General features: G+C 72.1%; 13 protein-coding genes and 1 pseudogene. 7 read left to right on the forward strand and 7 right to left on the reverse strand.

Going from position 1 to position 17,355, the window contains the following annotated elements; genetic code table 11:
- Nucleotides 1-222: 222 nt before the first annotated feature.
- The 5 genes from PYR91_RS00530 to PYR91_RS00550 all read right to left on the reverse strand — a co-directional run bounded on the left by PYR91_RS00530 (nucleotide 223) and on the right by PYR91_RS00550 (nucleotide 6,298).
- A complete protein-coding gene (locus PYR91_RS00530) occupies nucleotides 223-1,227 on the reverse strand; it encodes a xanthine dehydrogenase family protein subunit M (protein ID WP_279776841.1) in 1,005 nt (334 codons plus the stop codon).
- Nucleotides 1,224-3,629: a xanthine dehydrogenase family protein molybdopterin-binding subunit gene (locus tag PYR91_RS00535; protein ID WP_279776842.1), complete on the reverse strand. Its 2,406-nt coding sequence runs from the start codon at nucleotides 3,627-3,629 to the stop codon at nucleotides 1,224-1,226. Before PYR91_RS00535 ends, PYR91_RS00530 begins: the two co-directional genes overlap by 4 nt.
- Entirely contained in the window at nucleotides 3,626-4,141 is a 516-nt protein-coding gene (locus PYR91_RS00540; RefSeq protein ID WP_279776843.1) for a 2Fe-2S iron-sulfur cluster-binding protein, read from the reverse strand. The genes PYR91_RS00535 and PYR91_RS00540 overlap by 4 nt, the downstream gene beginning before the upstream one ends.
- A gap of 227 nt (nucleotides 4,142-4,368) precedes the next feature.
- Complete coding sequence (locus tag PYR91_RS00545; protein WP_279776844.1) at nucleotides 4,369-4,545, reverse strand: hypothetical protein; 177 nt, start codon at nucleotides 4,543-4,545, stop codon at nucleotides 4,369-4,371.
- Nucleotides 4,535-6,298 carry a PspC domain-containing protein gene (locus tag PYR91_RS00550; protein WP_347942810.1) on the reverse strand — a complete coding sequence of 588 codons (1,764 nt, stop codon included), beginning with the start codon at nucleotides 6,296-6,298 and terminating at the stop codon, nucleotides 4,535-4,537. The genes PYR91_RS00545 and PYR91_RS00550 overlap by 11 nt, the downstream gene beginning before the upstream one ends.
- A 94-nt stretch (nucleotides 6,299-6,392) precedes the next feature.
- Here PYR91_RS00550 and PYR91_RS00555 point away from each other — a divergent pair, with 94 nt between their 5' ends.
- The 4 genes and pseudogenes from PYR91_RS00555 to PYR91_RS00570 all read left to right on the forward strand — a co-directional run bounded on the left by PYR91_RS00555 (nucleotide 6,393) and on the right by PYR91_RS00570 (nucleotide 9,842).
- Nucleotides 6,393-7,580 carry an ATP-binding protein gene (locus tag PYR91_RS00555; RefSeq protein ID WP_279776846.1) on the forward strand — a complete coding sequence of 396 codons (1,188 nt, stop codon included), beginning with the start codon at nucleotides 6,393-6,395 and terminating at the stop codon, nucleotides 7,578-7,580.
- Between the two features lie 31 nt (nucleotides 7,581-7,611).
- A complete protein-coding gene (locus tag PYR91_RS00560) occupies nucleotides 7,612-8,244 on the forward strand; it encodes a response regulator transcription factor (protein ID WP_279777087.1) in 633 nt (210 codons plus the stop codon).
- A 60-nt stretch (nucleotides 8,245-8,304) separates the two neighbouring features.
- Nucleotides 8,305-9,012, forward strand: a pseudogene (locus tag PYR91_RS00565) (neutral zinc metallopeptidase); the annotation flags it as partial.
- Nucleotides 9,006-9,842 carry a CPBP family intramembrane metalloprotease gene (locus tag PYR91_RS00570; RefSeq protein ID WP_279776847.1) on the forward strand — a complete coding sequence of 279 codons (837 nt, stop codon included), beginning with the start codon at nucleotides 9,006-9,008 and terminating at the stop codon, nucleotides 9,840-9,842. The pseudogene PYR91_RS00565 and the gene PYR91_RS00570, both read left to right, overlap by 7 nt.
- On the opposite strand, the gene PYR91_RS00575 is transcribed toward PYR91_RS00570, so the two are convergent.
- On the reverse strand, nucleotides 9,806-10,537 hold the full coding sequence (locus tag PYR91_RS00575) for a PIG-L family deacetylase (protein ID WP_279777088.1): 732 nt from the start codon (nucleotides 10,535-10,537) through the stop codon (nucleotides 9,806-9,808). The genes PYR91_RS00570 and PYR91_RS00575 overlap by 37 nt on opposite strands.
- A 162-nt stretch (nucleotides 10,538-10,699) precedes the next feature.
- Here PYR91_RS00575 and pcrA point away from each other — a divergent pair, with 162 nt between their 5' ends.
- Nucleotides 10,700-12,961 (forward strand): DNA helicase PcrA, encoded by a 2,262-nt coding sequence (gene pcrA, locus PYR91_RS00580; protein WP_279776849.1) that lies wholly within the window; start codon nucleotides 10,700-10,702, stop codon nucleotides 12,959-12,961.
- Between the two features lie 1,023 nt (nucleotides 12,962-13,984).
- Here the strand turns inward: pcrA and PYR91_RS00585 are convergent.
- The gene (locus PYR91_RS00585) at nucleotides 13,985-14,848 is read right to left on the reverse strand and encodes a hypothetical protein (protein ID WP_279776850.1); all 864 of its coding nucleotides are present in this window, start codon (nucleotides 14,846-14,848) and stop codon (nucleotides 13,985-13,987) included.
- A gap of 289 nt (nucleotides 14,849-15,137) precedes the next feature.
- Here PYR91_RS00585 and sucC point away from each other — a divergent pair, with 289 nt between their 5' ends.
- Both sucC and sucD read left to right on the forward strand, forming a co-directional pair.
- Entirely contained in the window at nucleotides 15,138-16,316 is a 1,179-nt protein-coding gene (gene sucC / locus PYR91_RS00590) for an ADP-forming succinate--CoA ligase subunit beta (protein ID WP_279776851.1), read from the forward strand.
- Nucleotides 16,316-17,203, forward strand: a complete 888-nt coding sequence (sucD, locus tag PYR91_RS00595) for a succinate--CoA ligase subunit alpha (protein WP_279776852.1) — start codon at nucleotides 16,316-16,318, stop codon at nucleotides 17,201-17,203. The genes sucC and sucD overlap by 1 nt, the downstream gene beginning before the upstream one ends.
- Nucleotides 17,204-17,355 lie beyond the last annotated feature (152 nt).

Here is a 17,355-nt window from a genome sequence, read left to right on the forward strand (position 1 = left end):
GCGCCAAAAATGGGGACCGTGCAGGTGGAGGGGTGGTTGAGGCGCTTGCTTGCGTGATGGGGGGACAGCCGTGCTCCGCCCGTGGTTTCCGGGAGGGTGACGGCCGTGCTCCGCCCGTGGCCTCCGGGAGGGTCACGGGCGGGTGCGGCACCGGCCCAGTGGGGTGAGGGTCGCCTTGAGTAAGCGCGCCGAAGGCACCCTTCAGGGAAGGCGGCCGGTTGGTCATCCCCCCAATGCGCTTCTGGCGGCGGTGCCCAGGGCGCGGTAGGTGAGGACTCGGGCCAGGTGTCTGCGGTAGCCGGGGCCGCCGTGCAGGTCGGTCGGGGGGGAGGTGCCCTCGGCGGCCAGTTCGGAGGCCTGGCGCAGGGCGCCTCTCGGGCCGGGGCCGCCGTGCGGGGCCGAGCCGGCGCCATTGCCGTTGCCGGGAGCGGCGCCCTCCTGGGAGCGCGGGTGGCCGTTGACGCTGCCCCCGCCGCCGGAGCCGTTCGTGCCCGCCTGGCCGTTCAGCTCGGCGCCGCGGACGGCGGCCTCGACCTCCGTGGCCCGCACGGGCGTCGAGCCCATGTTGGTCAGGCCGACCCGCGCCTCCTCGATGTGCCTGCCGCCCTGGGTGGACACGCGGACGGCGGCGGCGACGCCGACGGTCGCCCACGCCTGTGCCGTGCGGTGGAACTTCTCGTAGTGGAAGCCCCAGCCGTCGCCCAGCTTGGGCACGCGGATCTCGGTGATGATCTCGCCGGGCGCGAGCGCCGTCTCCAGGTAGTCGACGAAGAAGTCCCGCGCCGCGACGATCCGCTCGCCGGAGGAGGAGCGGATGACGAACTCCATGTCCAGCGCGACCGCCACGGCCGGCAGGTCGCCGGCCGGGTCGGCGTGCGCCAGGGAGCCGCCGAACGTGCCCCGGTGCCGGACGGCCGGGTCGGCGACGGTCGCCGTGGCGAGCGCGACCAGCGGGCACTCGGCGTTGACCAGCGGCGACCTGACGACCTCGTCGTGCGTGGCGGCGGCCCCGATGGCGAGGTGGCCGCCCTCGTCACGGATGCCGCGGAGCTCCTCCAGCCGGCCCACGTCGACCAGCACGCTCGGGTAGGAGAGCCGCATCCGCAGCAGCGGGAGCAGCGACTGCCCGCCCGACAGCACCTTGGCCTCCTCCCCGGCGCCGTCGAGGGCAGCGACGGCCTCCTCCAGCGAGGCCGGGCGGACGTAGTCGAACGACGCCGGGATCACGAGCCACCTCCGTGTACTGCGCGCCACACCCGTTCGGGGGTGCACGGCATGGGAACGTCCTTGACGCCGAACGGCCGCAACGCGTCGACGATCGCGTTCACCACGGCCGGCGTCGAGGCGATCGTCCCGGCCTCGCCCACTCCCTTGACGCCGAGCGGGTTGCTGGTCGCCGGGGTCTCGGTGCGGTCGGTGGTGAACTCGGGCAGGTCGGCGGCCGACGGCAGCAGGTAGTCGGCCATCGTCGTGGTGAGCAGGTTGCCCTCGGCGTCGTACACCGCCTCCTCGAACAGCGCCTGCGCGACGCCCTGGGCGATGCCGCCGTGCACCTGACCCTCGACGATCATGGGGTTGACCACGTTGCCCACGTCGTCCACGGCGACGTACTCGCGGATCCTCGTCGCGCCGGTCTCGGTATCGACCTCCACCGCGCACAGGTGGGTGCCGTGCGGGTAGGAGAAGTTCTCGGGGTCGAACGTCGCCTCGGAGTCCAGGCTGGCCTCGACGCCCGGCGGCAGGTCGTGGGCGGCGAACGCGGCCAGGGCCACCTCCTGGATCGTCTTGGCGGCGTCGGTGCCGCGCACCCGGAACGTGCCGCCGGCGAACTCGACGTCGTCGGGCGACGCCTCCAGCATGTGCGCGGCGATGTGCCGGGCCTTCTCCTTGACCTTGTCGCACGCCTGGACGACGGCGATCCCGCCCACCACGAGCGAGCGCGAGCCGTAGGTGTCCATGCCCTTGTGCGAGGAGGACGTGTCGCCGTGGATCACCGACACGTCGTCGAACGGGACGCTGAGCGCGTCGGCGACGATCTGGCTCCAGGCGGTCTCGTGGCCCTGCCCGTGCGGGCTCGTGCCGGTGACGACCTCGACCTTCCCGGTGGGCAGCATGCGCACGGACGCGTGCTCCCAGCCGCCGGCCCCGTAGCTCAGCGAGCCCAGCACCCGGCTGGGCGCCAGGCCGCACATCTCGGTGTAGGTGGACACGCCGATGCCGAGCTGCACCGGTTCGCCGCGCTCGCGCCGGTCGGCCTGCTCGGCCCTGAGCTTGTCGTAGCCGAACACCGCGAGCGCCCGGTCGGTGGCGGCCTCGTAGTTGCCCGAGTCGTAGGTCAGGTTCGCGACCGTGGTGTAGGGGAACTCCTCGTGGCCGATCCAGTTGCGCCGCCGCAGGTCGACGGGGTCGAGGGACAGCTCGTCGGCCAGCTCGTCCATCAGGCGCTCGATCGCGAACGTCGCCTCCGGACGTCCGGCGCCGCGGTAGGCGTCGGTCGGCATCTTGGTGGTGAACACGCCCGTGCACGTGAAGTCGTAGGCGTCCATCTTGTAGATGCCGTTGTACATGAACGCGCCGAGGATGGGGATCCCCGGCGTGACCAGCATGAGGTACGCCCCCATGTCGGCCAGCAGGTCGACCCGCAGGCCCCTGAGCCGGCCGTCGGCGTCCGCCGCGAGCGCCAGGCGCTGGATCTGGTCGCGGCCGTGGTGGACGGTCAGGTTGCCCTCCGAGCGCGACTCGGTCCACTTGACCGGCTTGCCGAGCCGCCTGGCCAGGAGCAGCAGGATGACCTCCTCGGCGGTCACCTGCAGCTTGGAGCCGAACCCGCCGCCGACGTCCGGGGCGACCACGCGGAGCTTGTGCTCGGGGATGCCGGTCACCTGGGCCAGCATGATGCGCAGGATGTGCGGGATCTGCGTGGAGGAGTGCAGCGTGAAGAAGTCGCCGTCGGTCTCGGCCACCACGGCGCGCGGCTCCATCGCCGAGGGGATCAGCCGCTGCTGCACGTAGGTGCGTTCGATGACCACCGGCGCGTCGCGGAACGCCGCGTCCACGTCGCCGGTCCCGAACTTCCACACGTACGAGCGGTTGCCCGCCTCGTGCACCTTCGGGCTGCCTTCTTCGAGGGCTTTCACCATGTCGAGCACGGCCGGGAGCGGCTCGTAGTCGACCTCGACCGCCTCCAGCGCGTCGGCCGCCTTGTACCGGTCGGTGGCGATGACGCAGGCGACGGCCTCGCCGGCGTACCGCACCTCCTCCACCGCCATGGGCGGGTGGTCGGGCAGGACGATGTCCTCGGTGACCGGCCAGGCGCACGGCAGGCTGCCCTGCTCGCCTGCCAGGTCGGCGCCGCTCAGCGCGGCGACCACGCCGGGCATCGCCCGCGCGGCCGAGGTGTCCACCCTGGTGACGCGCGCGTGCGCCATGGGGCTGCGCACGAACGCCACGTAGAGCATGCCGGGGAGCTGGATGTTGTCGGTCCACCTCGTGCGCCCGGTGACCAGGCGGGCGTCCTCCTTGCGCCGCCGCGCCGCGCCGACCTCGTTCCTGCCGGGGGCCGGTTCGCTCAGGTCGCCGTCCTCGGCGATCCGGCGCGCCACCATTCCGGCGTCGATCTCCTCCGTCATAGCTCCTCCGCCGATCGTGCGCCCGCCGCTGCCGCCTCGGGGTCCTGGCTCATGCTGTGCGCGCCGCGGCGTACGGCGCGGACGATGTTGGTGTAGCCGGTGCACCGGCACAGGTTGCCCTCAAGGCCCTTGCGTATCGCCTCGTCGGAGGGGTCGGGGTCGTCCTTCAGCAGGTCGATGGCGGCCATGATCATCCCGGGCGTGCAGTAGCCGCACTGGAGGGCGTGCTCCTCGTGGAAGGCCCGCTGCATCGGGTGCCAGTCGGTGCCGCCTGAGGCCAGGCCCTCGACGGTCACGATGTCCTGGCCGTCCACCTGCACGGCCAGGACCGAGCAGCTCTTCACGCTCCGGCCTTCGAGCATGACCGTGCAGGCGCCGCAGTTGCTGGTGTCGCAGCCGATGGGGGTCCCGGTCCGACCCAGCCGATCTCGCAGCAGATGGACGAGCAGCAGGCGTGGCTCGACGTCCTCCTCATAGGTGACGCCGTCGACGGTGACGTTGATACGAGTCATTCGTCCCTCCATGCGCGCGGGCTGGCAGGCTCGGTGGCGTGCGCCGGCCGTGCGGGCCTCGCGGAGGCGGAACGTGCGTCAGAGGGGATGGTGACGAGGCGAGCGCACTGACGGCTGTGGTGTGAGTGGAGTGAGAACCGACAAATGCGAAAGTACGCCCCTGATGTACGGGGTCAACCCCCGTGGCGCCAAAACACGGCCGCCTTTCACCGCGGAGACGCGCCGGGTCAGCGCCTGCGGATGGCCTTGGCGATGATGGCGACGAACCCGGCCAGGCCCAGCCCGAAGACCAGGATCAACCCCATCACCAGCGTGTCGGGGGGGTCGTCGACCAGGTAGCGGATGCCCAGGCCGATGAACAGCAGGCCCGCGAGCAGCGACAGCCAGTCGGTCCTATGCGGCACGGCGCACCTCGACGTCCCCGATGCCGGCCTTGAGGTGCAGCTCGATCACCGGCGCCCCGCCCGGCGGCGGCCCGCCCCGCGGTGTCACGTCCGGTTCGAGCACGGCGATGTGCTCGATGTCGGTGCCGCCCTTGACCTTGTGCTCGATCTTCACCTCACCCACCCGCGTGTAGCCGGAGACCTCCACGCGGGCCGACCGCGGCACGATCACCTTCAGCTGGCCGACCGACACCGAGGCGTCGAACCGCGTGCGCGAGCCGGGGACGAACAGGGTGTCGCCGAGATCGAGCGTGCCGTCCCCGATGTCCACCGAGTAGGTGCGTACGGCCTGCGCGGCGTCCATCGGGTGCCAGACGTAGGTGCCGACGTTGCGCGGCAGCCCGGTCGTGGCGGCGGTCGTCCCCGCGGCCGCCACCAGCACGAGCGCGACGACCGTCCCCGCGGCCACCAGGCCCGTGCCCCGCCCGAACCAGGTCGCCACGAGCAGCCCGGCCCCGATCAGGATGAGCACCACCCCGCCGACCAGCGGAAGGCTGGCCGATGTGGGTGGTGACTGCGTGGCGACCATGATTCCTCCGACCACGAACGCGATGAGAAGCGTGATTCCCCCGATGCGGGGCCCCGGCCGCCTCTCGCTCGCCGCCCCCGCCGTGCTCTCCTCGGGAACTCCCGGCCGCCTCCACGGGTAGGGCTGTGGGGCGTACGCCCGGCGAGAGCCGTCCGGGTCGTGGCCGGGTGGCCTGCTGTACGGGCCGCGGGGGGCGAACGGCTCCCCCGAGGAGTCGAAACCGGCCGGGCCGTACGGCCCCCGGCCGTACCCTCCCTGGTCTCGCTCCGGCTGGTCCTGGATCCGGGTGTTCGGGGTCCGGGAGTCCATGCGGTTGTGGGCCGCCTCGATGAGGTCCGACAGGCGCCGGTACTCCGAGGTGGGCGGTGCCGCCCCCGCGTCCGCGAAGGGCCTCGTCTCCGCGTCGCGGGGGGTCTCCATGGCCGGGCCCGTCGCGGCCGGCGCGCCGGCCTGGGCCGGCGTGTCCACGGGCGGGGAGGTGTCCGCGTGCGCTGGCGCGCCGGGGGGCGAGAAGGTGCTCGGGCCGGTGGCGGGTGAGAAGGCGCCCGGGCCGGCTGGTGCGGTGAACGCGGCCGACGGGGCTCCCGCCCGGGGGTCGAACGGCCGGTACTCGCCGGCCGGCGACGCCGCCTCCGCGGAGCCGAACGGCTGGTGGGCGCCGGCGACGCTCGCCCTCTTGATGCGCTCGGGCAGCGTCTTGGCCAGCTCCAGCAGGTCGGCGCCCCGGGCGTGCGCCGCGAGCAGGGAGACCGCCAGCAGCGTGCCGACGATCACGGTGGCGGTGCTGATGCCGCCCGCCGCCAGGTTGACGATGAGGCCGAACGAGAAGACCGCGGCCAGCAGCCCCAGGACCGTGTCGGCGTCGAAGAGCCGGCGGGTCCACTGCTCGACGTAGCCGGGCCCGCCGTCGGTGGCCCGCATCAGCAGGATCGCCGCGATGTACAGCATGATGCCGATGCCCGAGCCGACGACCAGGGCGGCGAAGCCCACCCGGAAGATCACCGGGTCCATCCCGGTGTAACGGCCCAGCCCGGCGCACACGCCCGTGAGCATGCGACCGTCGCTACTACGCTTGAGTACGCGCTCCTCATCCACGGGAGCGAACGTACCCGGTGCCGACGTGGTGCCGGCTTCGCCCGCTTCGGTCATGTTCTCATCGTGGCCGTGGGCGTCCCGTCCCGCCATCCGGGACACCCCTGACTCTTCCCCGACCGGTCAGGGCAGGAGTCAGGGAGCGCCCTGATGCGCGAAGGCCCGTTCACGTGTGACGATGCGAGAGATGTCTGAGTCCCCGACCCTTCCCGAGGCGTTCCCCCGGATGATGCGGCCCATGCGAGGCCGGCTCGTCGCGGGCGTCGCCCAAGGCGCCGCCGCCCAGCTGAGGCTGGATCCCGTCGTGCTGCGCCTCGCCTTCGTGCTGCTCAGCGTGCTCGACGGCCTCGGCCTGCTCGCCTACGCCGCCCTGTGGATGTTCACCCCGCGCGAGGCGCACGAGGGCCCGGCCCCGGGCCGCGACTGGGGCCAGGTGACCGCGTACGCGGTGCTCGGCATGGCGCTGACGGCGTTCGGCTGGCTCACGGGCGCCTCCACCGGCGGGGTCGGCACCTGGTCGATCGCCGTCGGCGGCATCGGCACCCTCATCCTGTGGCAGCAGGCCGAGCCCGGCCGGCGCCAGCGCTGGATGACCGACGCCGTCCGGCAGGTGCGGCGCTCGTGGGTGCGCACCGCCATCGGGCTGCTGCTCGTGGTGGTCGGCGCCATCGGCTTCCTGGCCGCCCAGGGGCAGCTCGCCGACGCCCGCCCGGGCCTGGTCTTCACCGCCGTCGTCGTCGGCGGCCTGGTGCTGATCGCGGCCCCCTGGCTGACGGCCCTGTGGAAGGAGCTCCAGAAGGAGCGCAGGGAGCGCATCCGGCAGGAGGAGCGCGCCGAGATGGCCGCCCACGTGCACGACTCCGTGCTGCACACGCTGACGCTCATCCAGCGCAACGCGCAGGACCCCTTCGAGGTGACCCGCCTGGCCCGCTCCCAGGAGCGCGAGCTGCGCAACTGGCTCTACCAGCCCAAGGCCGACGCCGACGCCTCCATGGCCGCCGCCGTGCGGCGGGTGGCCGCCGAGATCGAGGACGAGCACGGCATCCCCATCGAGATCGTCTGCGTGGGCGACTGCGAGCTGGAGGACAACCTGCGCGCCATGCTGCAGGCGGTGCGGCAGGCGATGGTCAACGCCGCCAAGTACGCCGGAGCGCCGGTGATCTCGGTCTACGCCGAGGTTGAAGCGGACGAGGTTACCCTTTTCGTCCGAGACCGCGGCAAGGGGTTCATCATTGACGATGTTCCGGAAGACCGCATGGGTATCAGCCAGTCGATCATCGGCCGGATGGAGCGCCACGGCGGCTCGGCGCGGATCAAGACCGCGCCGGGCGAGGGCACGGAAGTGATGCTGACGATGAGGCGGGAGAAGTCGTGATGGTCTGTCCGAGGTGTGAGGCGACGTGAACATGGTCAAGGTCCTGATCGTGGACGACCACCGGCTCTTCCGGTCGGGGGTGCGCGCGGAGCTCGGCCCGCGGATCGAGGTGATCGGCGAGGCGGAGGACGTCGAGTCGGCGGTGTCGGCGATCGCGGAGCTGAAGCCGGACGTCGTCCTGCTGGACGTCCACATGCCCGGCGGCGGCGGCCAGGAGGTGCTGCGCCGGGTGCTCGGCGCGGGGGCCCCGGTGCGCTTCCTCGCGCTGTCGGTCTCCGACGCCGCCGAGGACGTCATCGGCGTGATCCGCGGCGGCGCGCGCGGCTACGTCACCAAGACGATCAGCGGCACCGAGCTCACCGACGCGATCGTCCGGGTCTCCGAGGGCGACGCGGTCTTCTCGCCCCGGCTGGCCGGCTTCGTGCTCGACGCGTTCTCCTCCACCGAGGCGCCGTCCATCGACCCCGAGCTCGACTCGCTGACCACCCGCGAGCGCGAGGTGCTGCGGCTCATCGCCCGGGGGTACGCCTACAAGGAGATCGCCAAGGAGCTGTTCATCTCGGTCAAGACGGTCGAGACCCACGTGTCCTCGGTGCTGCGCAAGCTCCAGCTCTCCAACCGCCACGAGCTGTCCCGCTGGGCCACCGCCCGCCGGCTGGTGTGACCGTCCCCCGCCGGGGCGTCGTCCCTCGCGGAGGGACGGGCCCGCGCGCGCGGCGGTGCGGTCCGCCAGGATGAGGGGGTGACCCGACGCGCCCTCCTGCCGCTCGTGCTCGCAGCGGTGTTCGCCGCGAGCTGCTCCTCCCTCGACTACTGGAAGGACCAGTTCTCCGCCCCCAGCCCACGCACGCCCTCCGAGGGGGGCTCGGCCGAGCCCGCCGGGCAGACGTTCGAGGAGGACGTCGAACTGGCGCGTGCGCTCACCGAGGACTACTGGCGGCAGACCTTCCAGGCATCGGGCAGGGAGTACCGGCCCCTGCAGCGGTTCGTGCCCTACTCCGGCCAGGACGGGCCCGACTGCGGCGGCCAGCCCGCCGTGCCGGAGAACGCCTTCTACTGCCCCGTGGGCCACTTCGTCGCCTACGACCAGGAATGGATGCGCAAGCTGTACGAGGAGCTGGGGGACGGCTCGGTCTACCTGATCATCCCGCACGAGATCGGGCACGCCGTCCAGGCGCAGCTCCAGTCCGGCTTCGACCTCAGCATCCAGCGCGAGCTGCAGGCCGACTGCTACGCCGGCGGCGCGCTCAGCGGGCTCATGAAGAGCAACCGCATCGAGGCCGAGAGCGGCGACGAGGCCGAGCTGCTGGCCAACCTGGCCGCGGCCGGCGACCCCACGGAGGCCTGGTGGCGCGAGGACGCCCACGGCACGCCCGCCCAGCGCCAGGAGGCGTTCGCCGGCGGCTACAACAACGGGGTCGACGCGTGCTGAGGCGGGGGAGGTCCGGGCCGCGCGGCATGCTGGTGCCGGCCGTCGCCGTGCTGGCGGCGGCGAACGTCGTCAACAACCGGGTCGCCCCGCGGCTGGGGCCGGTGACCTCCGCGGCCGCCACGGGCGCGCTTGTGCTGCTGGCCCGGCGGTCGGGGCTGTCGTGGGCCGAGATGGGCTTCGAACGCCGGCGGCGCGGCGCCGTGATCGGCGGCGCCCTCGCGACGGCGGTCGCCGCCGCCTACGCCGGGGGGCTGGCGACGTCGCGCACCCGGGCCCTGCTGCTCGACGACCGGGCTCTGGCGCTGTCACGCGCCCGGCTGCTTGAGGAGATCCTCGTCCAGGTGCCCATCGGCACGGTGCTGCTGGAGGAGGTCGCCTTCCGGGGCGTGCTCCCGGCCGCGCTGGGCCGCGCCTACGGGCCGGTGGCGGCGGTCGCGGGGTCCTCGGCGCTGTTCGGGCTCTGGCACATCCTGCCGTCCCTCGACATGGCGGACGCCAACCCGGCGCTCGGCCGGCTCACCGCCGGGGAGAGCCCGGGCCGGGCGACGGAGACGGCCCCGCCCGGGGAGGCGGGGACGTCCGGCGGGCGGGGGGTCCCCGCGGCGGCCGTGGTCGTCGGCTCGGTGATCTCCACGGGCGTGGTGGGCGTGTTCTTCCAGGAGCTGCGCTGGCACGGGGGTCTGCTGGCGCCGTCCCTCACCCACTTGGCGACCAACTCGCTCGGGTACGTCGCGGCGCGCGTCGCCCGGCGCGTCTCCCGCGCGAAGGAGGGGAAGGCGGCGCAGGCGAAGGCTCAGGCCGTGGTGACGACCTGGAACGCCTCGGCGTAGGCGCCGTCGGGCAAGCCCGCTGCCTTGGCGTTCGTGCCGAGGAAGGCCTTGACGAACTTCTCCAGGCCGTCGTCCATGTGCGAGGTCTGCGTGACGTGGGCCCGCAGCGCCGCGAGCTTGCGGTCCAGGGTGGCGGTGACGTCGACGTAGTGGTCCGACGCCTGGCCCCCGGTCAGCCACACCTCGCGCACCGTCCAGGCATCGAGCCCCTCGTCGGCCAGCAGCTCGGGGAAGGCGTACGGGTTGCGGGCGTCGGGATAGACCGCGTCGAGCGTGGCGGAGCCGACGGCCCGGTGGTCGGGGTGGCTCGGCCCGATGCGCGCGTAGTTGCGCTCCGGGGTGGAGGTGATCACCCGGTCGGGGCGCACCTGGCGGATCACGCGGGCGATGTCGCGGCGCAGGCCCAGGGTCGGCTCCAAGGTGCCGTCCCCGTAGCCCAGGAACCGCAGGTCGAAGACGCCGACCCGCTTGGCGGCCTCGGTCTGCTCGGCGCGGCGCAGCGTCGCCATCGAGCCGTTGTCGACGCCCCGGTCGAACCCTCCGGCGTCACCGTCGGTGACGACGCAGTACACCACTTCGATACCCTTGTCGGTGAACGTCGCGACGGTCCCCGCCGCGCCGAAGTCCACGTCGTCCGGGTGCGCGGTCACCACGAGCACTCGACTGATCTGTGAGTCGTCCAGCGCGGTCACGATTGTCCTCCTCGGTTCACAGGGCGGTGAACAAAGGGCATTGTCTCGATATTTCCACCCGGACGCCGTCCGGCCACGCCGGTCGGCCCGGCCCGCCCGGCGGCCCGGTGCCCCGGTGGCGCCGAAGAGGCGCCCACTGTCGGTGGCGCGCCATAACCTAGGGGCGTGTCGAGCCGCGCCGTGAACCCCACCGTTGATCACCCCCTCCTCGACGGCCTCAACCCGCAGCAGCGGGACGCCGTCGTCCACGAGGGCACCCCGCTCCTGATCGTCGCGGGCGCGGGCTCGGGCAAGACTCGGGTGCTCGCCCATCGCATCGCCTACCTGCTGGCCGAGCGCGCCGCGCAGCCGCAGGAGATCCTGGCGATCACCTTCACCAACAAGGCCGCCAGAGAGATGCGCGAGCGGGTCGAGCGGCTGGTCGGCCCGAGGGCCAAGGCCATGTGGGTGCTCACCTTCCACAGCGCCTGCATCCGCATCCTGCGCCGCGAGGCCAAGCGGCTGGGCTTCACCCCGAGCTTCTCGATCTACGACCAGGCCGACTCCCAGCGCCTGATGGCGATGGTCTGCCGCGAGCTGGAGCTCGACCCCAAGCGCTACCCGCCGCGCTCGTTCTCGGCGCAGGTCAGCAACCTGAAGAACGAGCTGATCGACTACGAGACGGCGGCCGGCAAGGCGCAGACCCACCTGGAGCGCACGCTCGCCGAGGCCTACCGCACCTACCAGCAGCGGCTCACCGAGGCCGGCGCGATGGACTTCGACGACATCATCATGCTGACCGTCACCCTGTTCCAGCTCTTCCCCGACGTCGCCGAGCACTACCGGCGCCGCTTCCGGCACGTGCTCGTCGACGAGTACCAGGACACCAACCACGCGCAGTACATCCTGATCCGCGAGCTCGTCGGCCGTCCCGAGCTGCGCACCGCCGACGGCGACCTCGTGCGGCCGGGCACGGTCGCCCCGGCCGAGCTGTGCGTGGTGGGCGACGCCGACCAGTCGATCTACGCCTTCCGCGGCGCGACGATCCGCAACATCCTGGAGTTCGAGCGCGACTACACCGACGCCCGCACCATCCTGCTGGAGCAGAACTACCGCTCCACCCAGACCATCCTGTCGGCCGCCAACGCGGTGATCGCGCGCAACGAGAGCCGCAAGCCCAAGAACCTCTGGTCCGACCAGGGCGCCGGGCCCAAGATCATCGGCTATGTCGGCGACAACGAGCACGACGAGGCGATGTTCGTCGCCCAGGAGGTCGACCGCCTCACCGACGAGGAGGACGTCACGCCGGGCCAGGTGGCCGTGTTCTACCGCACCAACGCCGCCTCCCGCGTCTTCGAGGAGATCTTCATCCGCACCGGCCTGCCGTACAAGGTGGTCGGGGGCGTGCGGTTCTACGAGCGCAGGGAGGTCCGCGACCTGCTGGCCTACCTTCGTGTGCTCGCCAACCCCACCGACACCGTGTCGCTGCGCCGCGTGATCAACGTCCCCAAGCGCGGCATCGGCGACCGCGCCGAGGCCATGGTCGAGGCCTTCGCGGCCCGCGAGCGCGTCCCGTTCTGGGAGGCCATGCGGCGGGTGGAGGAGGTCCCCGGCATGGCCACCCGGTCGGTGAACGCCATCCGCGAGTTCGTCACGCTGCTCGACGAGCTGCGCGGAAAGGAGCTGCAGATCTCCGAGGTCGCCGAGGAGGTGCTGGCCGCCACCGGCTACCGCACCGAGCTGGAGACCTCCGGCGACCCGCAGGACGAGAGCAGGCTGGAGAACCTCAACGAGCTGATCTCGGTCGCCCAGGAGTTCGAGGAGGCCAACCCCGACGGCACGCTGGTCGACTTCCTGGAACAGGTCTCGCTGGTGGCCGACGCCGACCAGATCCCCGAGGGCGAGGATCACCAGGGCATGGTCACGTTGATGACGCTGCACACCGCCAAGGGGCTGGAGTTCCCGGTGGTGTTCCTCACCGGCCTGGAGGACGGCGTGTTCCCGCACATGCGCTCCCTGGGCGAGCCGCGCGAGCTGGAGGAGGAGCGCCGGCTGGCCTACGTCGGCATCACCCGCGCCCAGCAGCGCCTGTACGTCTCGCGCGCGGCGGTGCGCAGCTCGTGGGGCGCCCCGGCGTTCAACCCGGCCTCCCGGTTCCTCGCCGAGGTCCCCGCCGACCTGCTCGACTGGCGCGGCGACCCCGCGAAGACCGCCTGGGGCGCGGCCACCTCCCGCCAGAGCCGCGCCTCCGCCCCCGCCCCGAAGAAGACCGGCGGCCGGGTGATCCCCAACCTCACCCCCGGCGACCGCGTCTCCCACGACTCCTTCGGCCTGGGCACCGTCGTCACCGTGGAAGGCATGGCGGAGAAGACCAAGGTCAAGATCGACTTCGGCTCCGGCGGCGAGAAGACCCTCCTGCTCGCCTACGCCCCGCTCGAAAAGCTCTAGGCGAACCACCTGCCCACCCGCCTGCGAATGGTGCCTTCGGCGCAGCCTTATCAAGGGCGACCCCCTCGCTCGCCTTCCACCCCACCGTCGCGCAGGCAACCGCCTCAGCCACCCTCCACCTGCACGGTCCCTGTTATCGGCGCCGCGTCGGTGGGAGGTAGTGCGGCGAGTACGGCGCCGCCGTACGGCGCGCAACCCTGCGAACGTCCGGGCTGCCAGGGGACGCCCATGGATCCAGCGAGGATCCGCGGGCTCACCCCAGCGGTGAGCGTCGGCCCTCCGCCCGCCTGCGAAATGGTGCTTTCGGCGCAGCCTCACCAAGGGCGACCCTCACCGGCCCAACTCCCACCATCGCGCGCACGACCGCCCGCAGCCGTTCACCGGGTTGCGCGCCGTAGGAAGGCGCCGACTTCGCCGCACTACTTCTCACCGACGCGGCGCCGCAAGGCACTCCATCGGGCGGGGAGGGTGGTGCAGGGTGCGGGTGGGTGGCCCCGGTGTCGCGCGCCGTGTGGCGGCGCCGTTTTGGCCGTGCTACGTCTCACCGACGCGGCGCCGCAAAGGACACTCCATCGGGCGGGGGAGGATGACGCCGGCTGCAGGTGGGGGGTCCCGTTGTCGCGTGGTGAGGAGCCGCGGCCACTCAGGGGGTAAGACGAATCAATCGCCCTGCCTCCCTGCCCTTCAGCGGCTTAGGACAGCCACTCGCGCCACCATGGGGGACCGGGCCCGAGGGGGCCCTTGAGAAAGCGCGCCGAAGGCACCATTTCCTCGGCGGTGGCGATTTCCTCGGCGGCGGTGGCGAGTCGGCGGCAGCGGTGACGAACCGGCGGCAGAGGCATCGTGAGCCGTGCTGACATGAGGATCATCGTCGGCCGGACATCTTCGAGGCCGACCCCGAGGGCGCTTGGATCCGATGCCTGGGAAGCGGGCGCCGTCGTAGGGAGGCTTGCTCGGGGCGTTCAGGTGGGGGCAGGGGGAAGCCCCGGGCTCAGGCGGGAGCCCGGGGCTTTGGCGGGGGAGTCAGAGGCGGGTGGTGAGGACGGAGTCGGGGGTGATGACGAAGGTGGGGTCGGCGGGCGGGGCGTCCTCGGGGAGGTCCTTGATGTCGATCACGTCGGCGGGGGTCTTGATGGCGACGCTGGAGCCCCAGCCGCTGTAGGTGGAGGTGTTCGACACCCGCACGTCGCCGAGCGACTCCACCCGCGCGTCGTGGGCGGTGGAGAAGCGGCGGGGGAGCAGGTCGCGCCCGAGCCAGAGGCTCCAGGCGACCTTGGTCGCGGAGGCCGACCGGCTGAGCCCGTCGGCCTTCCCGCGCAGGGCCGGCGTCAGCCCGTACAGCTTGCCCAGGCTGATCGTGCCGGAGTAGCGCGTCGTCGAGGCGCCGCCGACCGTGCCGCCGGCCCTCTTGGACGCGGCGGTGGCGAGCAGCCCCTGGTAGGCCGTGCGGACGGCCAGGTCGATCTCGGGCGCGAAGGACCTCTGGCCGAAGAGCACCCCGCCGTCGAGCTTGACCCACCGCACGCCCGGAGGGATGCGCGCGTCGTAGGAGCCGCCGTGCGCGTAGGTCGCGTCGCCGGCGGCGATGCGGCGCACCGGCTTCAGGCCCGGCTGCTCGGCCACGAGCGAGCGGGCGACGAGGTCGGAGGTGACGACGCCCGAGCGGTCGAACCCGAGCTTGCCGGAGATCGCGCTGCCGCCCACGACCGCGCCGTCCTTGGCGATCGTCGAGCTGTGGCTGATCTTGACTCCGTGGCCGGCGACGAACTGCCGCGCGAGCGCGGAATGGGCTCCGGAGGGCGCGGCGTCGGCGCTCGCCGCCGGAGCGCCCGGAGCGATCAGGGTGGCGGCCACGACGCCGGTGATCGTGGCGATCCATCGCCTCATTTGGGGGGTCCTCCTTGTCGGGCCCCCGATGCGGGGCCAGGGTGCACGCGAGCTGGAGGTTACCGGGTTCTCCATGGGGCTATGGGGACTTTTGAGGCTTTTGGCGAACTTGGTGGAATTTGCCGTACCCCATTGCCCCGCCGCACGGAGTACGGCCCCCCCGGCGGCCGTTGTCGGTCCTGGTGGCGGCTAGGCTTCTGGGGCCAGGTTTCCGGTCGAGTGCGGGCACTCCGAGGCCTGGTCCTCAACGTAGAGAAGAAGCAAGCCGGACAAGCAAGGACGGACCCTCGTGGACCTGTTCGAACATCAGGCGAAGGAGCTCTTCGCGGAGTACGGCATCCCGGTGCCGCGCGGCGTGGTCGCGCACACCGTGGATGAGGCGCGCGCGGCGGCCGAGGAGCTGACCGGCCGCGTCGTCGTCAAGGCCCAGGTCAAGACCGGGGGCCGCGGCAAGGCGGGCGGCGTCAAGCTCGCCTCCGACGCCCCGGACGCCGAGCAGAAGGCGACCGAGATCCTCGGCATGGACATCAAGGGTCACACGGTCCACAAGGTCCTGGTGGAGGAGGCCAGCGCGATCGCGGAGGAGTACTACTTCTCCTTCCTGCTCGACCGCGCGAACCGCACCTTCCTCGCCATCTGCTCCGCCGCGGGCGGCATGGACATCGAAGAGGTCGCGCACACGGCGCCCGACAAGGTGGCCAAGGTGCCGGTCTCCCCGCTGACCGGCGTCGACCGCGAGCACGCCCGCGAGATCGCCAAGGCGGGCGGGCTCCCGGAGGCCGCGCTCGACGGCGCCGCCGACCTCATCGAGAAGCTGTGGGCCGTCTTCGTCGACGAGGACGCCACCCTGGTCGAGGTCAACCCGATGATCCTCACCGCCGACGGCGAGGTGAAGGCCCTCGACGGCAAGGTCACCCTCGACGACAACGCCGGCTTCCGCCAGGCCGAGCACGAGGGCTACGCCGACAAGGCCGCCGAGGACCCCCTGGAGGCCCGGGCCAAGGAGAAGGACCTCAACTACGTCAAGCTCGACGGCTCGGTCGGCATCATCGGCAACGGCGCGGGCCTGGTCATGTCCACGCTGGACGTCGTCGCCTACGCCGGCGAGCAGTTCGGCGGGCAGAAGCCGGCCAACTTCCTCGACATCGGCGGCGGCGCCTCGGCGGAGGTCATGGCCAACGGCCTGGAGATCGTCCTGTCCGACCCCAGCGTCAAGTCGGTGTTCGTGAACGTCTTCGGCGGCATCACCGCCTGCGACGCGGTGGCCAACGGCATCGTCTCGGCGTTCAAGCTGCTCGACGAGCGCGGCGAGACCGTCACCCACCCGCTGGTCGTCCGGCTGGACGGCAACAACGCCACCCTCGGGCGGCAGATCCTCTCCGACGCCGCGCTGAGCGGCGTCGAGCTCGTGGACACCATGGACGACGCGGCCAAGCGTGCCGCCGAACTCGCGGCGGTGGGTGCGTAATGGCTATCTGGTTGACCGAGAACAGCAAGATCATCGTGCAGGGCATGACGGGTTCCGAGGGCTCCAAGCACACTCGCCGCATGCTCAAGGCGGGCGCCAAGGTCGTCGGCGGCACCAACCCCCGCAAGGCCGGCACGACCGTCGACTTCGACGGCGTGGAGCTGCCCGTGTTCGCCACCGTGGCCGAGGCCATGGCGGCCACGGGCGCCGACGTCACCGTGATCTTCGTGCCCCCCGCGGGCACCAAGACGGCCGTCATCGAGGCGATCGACGCCGGCATCCCGCTCGCCGTCGTCATCACCGAGGGCGTGCCGGTGCACGACAGCACCGAGTTCTGGGCGTACGCGGAGTCCAAGGGCAACGCCACCCGCATCATCGGCCCGAACTGCCCCGGCATCGCCTCGCCCGGCGCCTCCAACGCCGGCATCATCCCGGCCGACATCACCTCCGCGGGCCGCATCGGCCTGGTGAGCAAGTCGGGCACTTTGACGTACCAGTTGATGTACGAGCTGCGTGACGTCGGGTTCTCCACGGCGGTGGGCATCGGCGGCGACCCGGTGATCGGCACGACGCACATCGACGCGCTGGAGGCGTTCCAGAACGACCCCGGCACCGAGGCGATCGTGATGATCGGCGAGATCGGCGGGGACGCCGAGGAGCGCGCGGCGGCCTACATCGAGAAGCACGTCACCAAGCCGGTCGTGGCCTACGTCGCGGGCTTCACCGCCCCCGAGGGCAAGACCATGGGGCACGCCGGCGCGATCGTGTCCGGCTCGGCCGGCACCGCGCAGGCCAAGAAGGAAGCGCTGGAGAAGGTCGGCGTCCGCGTCGGCAAGACCCCCAGCGAGACCGCCCGCCTCATGCGCGAGGTCATGCGCTCCCGCTGACCGCGAGCCTCACCCCTCCGGGGCCGCCCAGGCGGCCCCGGAGAGGCGCTCGTCGTCCGGGCATCCGGGTCGTCCGGCCGCTCCTGAGGGACAAAGAGGGCGACACGCGGGCGGGGTGTGCCCGTGCCGGGCGGGGATGCTGAGAACATCGA

The sequence above is a fragment of the Sphaerisporangium sp. TRM90804 genome (assembly GCF_029846175.1).
Classification (GTDB): Bacteria; Actinomycetota; Actinomycetes; order Streptosporangiales; family Streptosporangiaceae; genus Sphaerisporangium.

Excerpts from the sequence above, each read along its gene's own strand:
- PYR91_RS00585 (WP_279776850.1), bottom strand. The coding sequence starts at position 14,848 with ATGAGGCGATGGATCGCCACGATCACCGGCGTCGTGGCCGCCACCCTG.
- PYR91_RS00555 (WP_279776846.1), top strand. The coding sequence starts at position 6,393 with ATGTCTGAGTCCCCGACCCTTCCCGAGGCGTTCCCCCGGATGATGCGG.
- sucD (WP_279776852.1), top strand. The coding sequence starts at position 16,316 with ATGGCTATCTGGTTGACCGAGAACAGCAAGATCATCGTGCAGGGCATG.
- PYR91_RS00550 (WP_347942810.1), bottom strand. The coding sequence starts at position 6,298 with ATGGCGGGACGGGACGCCCACGGCCACGATGAGAACATGACCGAAGCG.
- PYR91_RS00535 (WP_279776842.1), bottom strand. The coding sequence starts at position 3,629 with ATGACGGAGGAGATCGACGCCGGAATGGTGGCGCGCCGGATCGCCGAG.
- PYR91_RS00560 (WP_279777087.1), top strand. The coding sequence starts at position 7,612 with ATGGTCAAGGTCCTGATCGTGGACGACCACCGGCTCTTCCGGTCGGGG.
- PYR91_RS00540 (WP_279776843.1), bottom strand. The coding sequence starts at position 4,141 with ATGACTCGTATCAACGTCACCGTCGACGGCGTCACCTATGAGGAGGAC.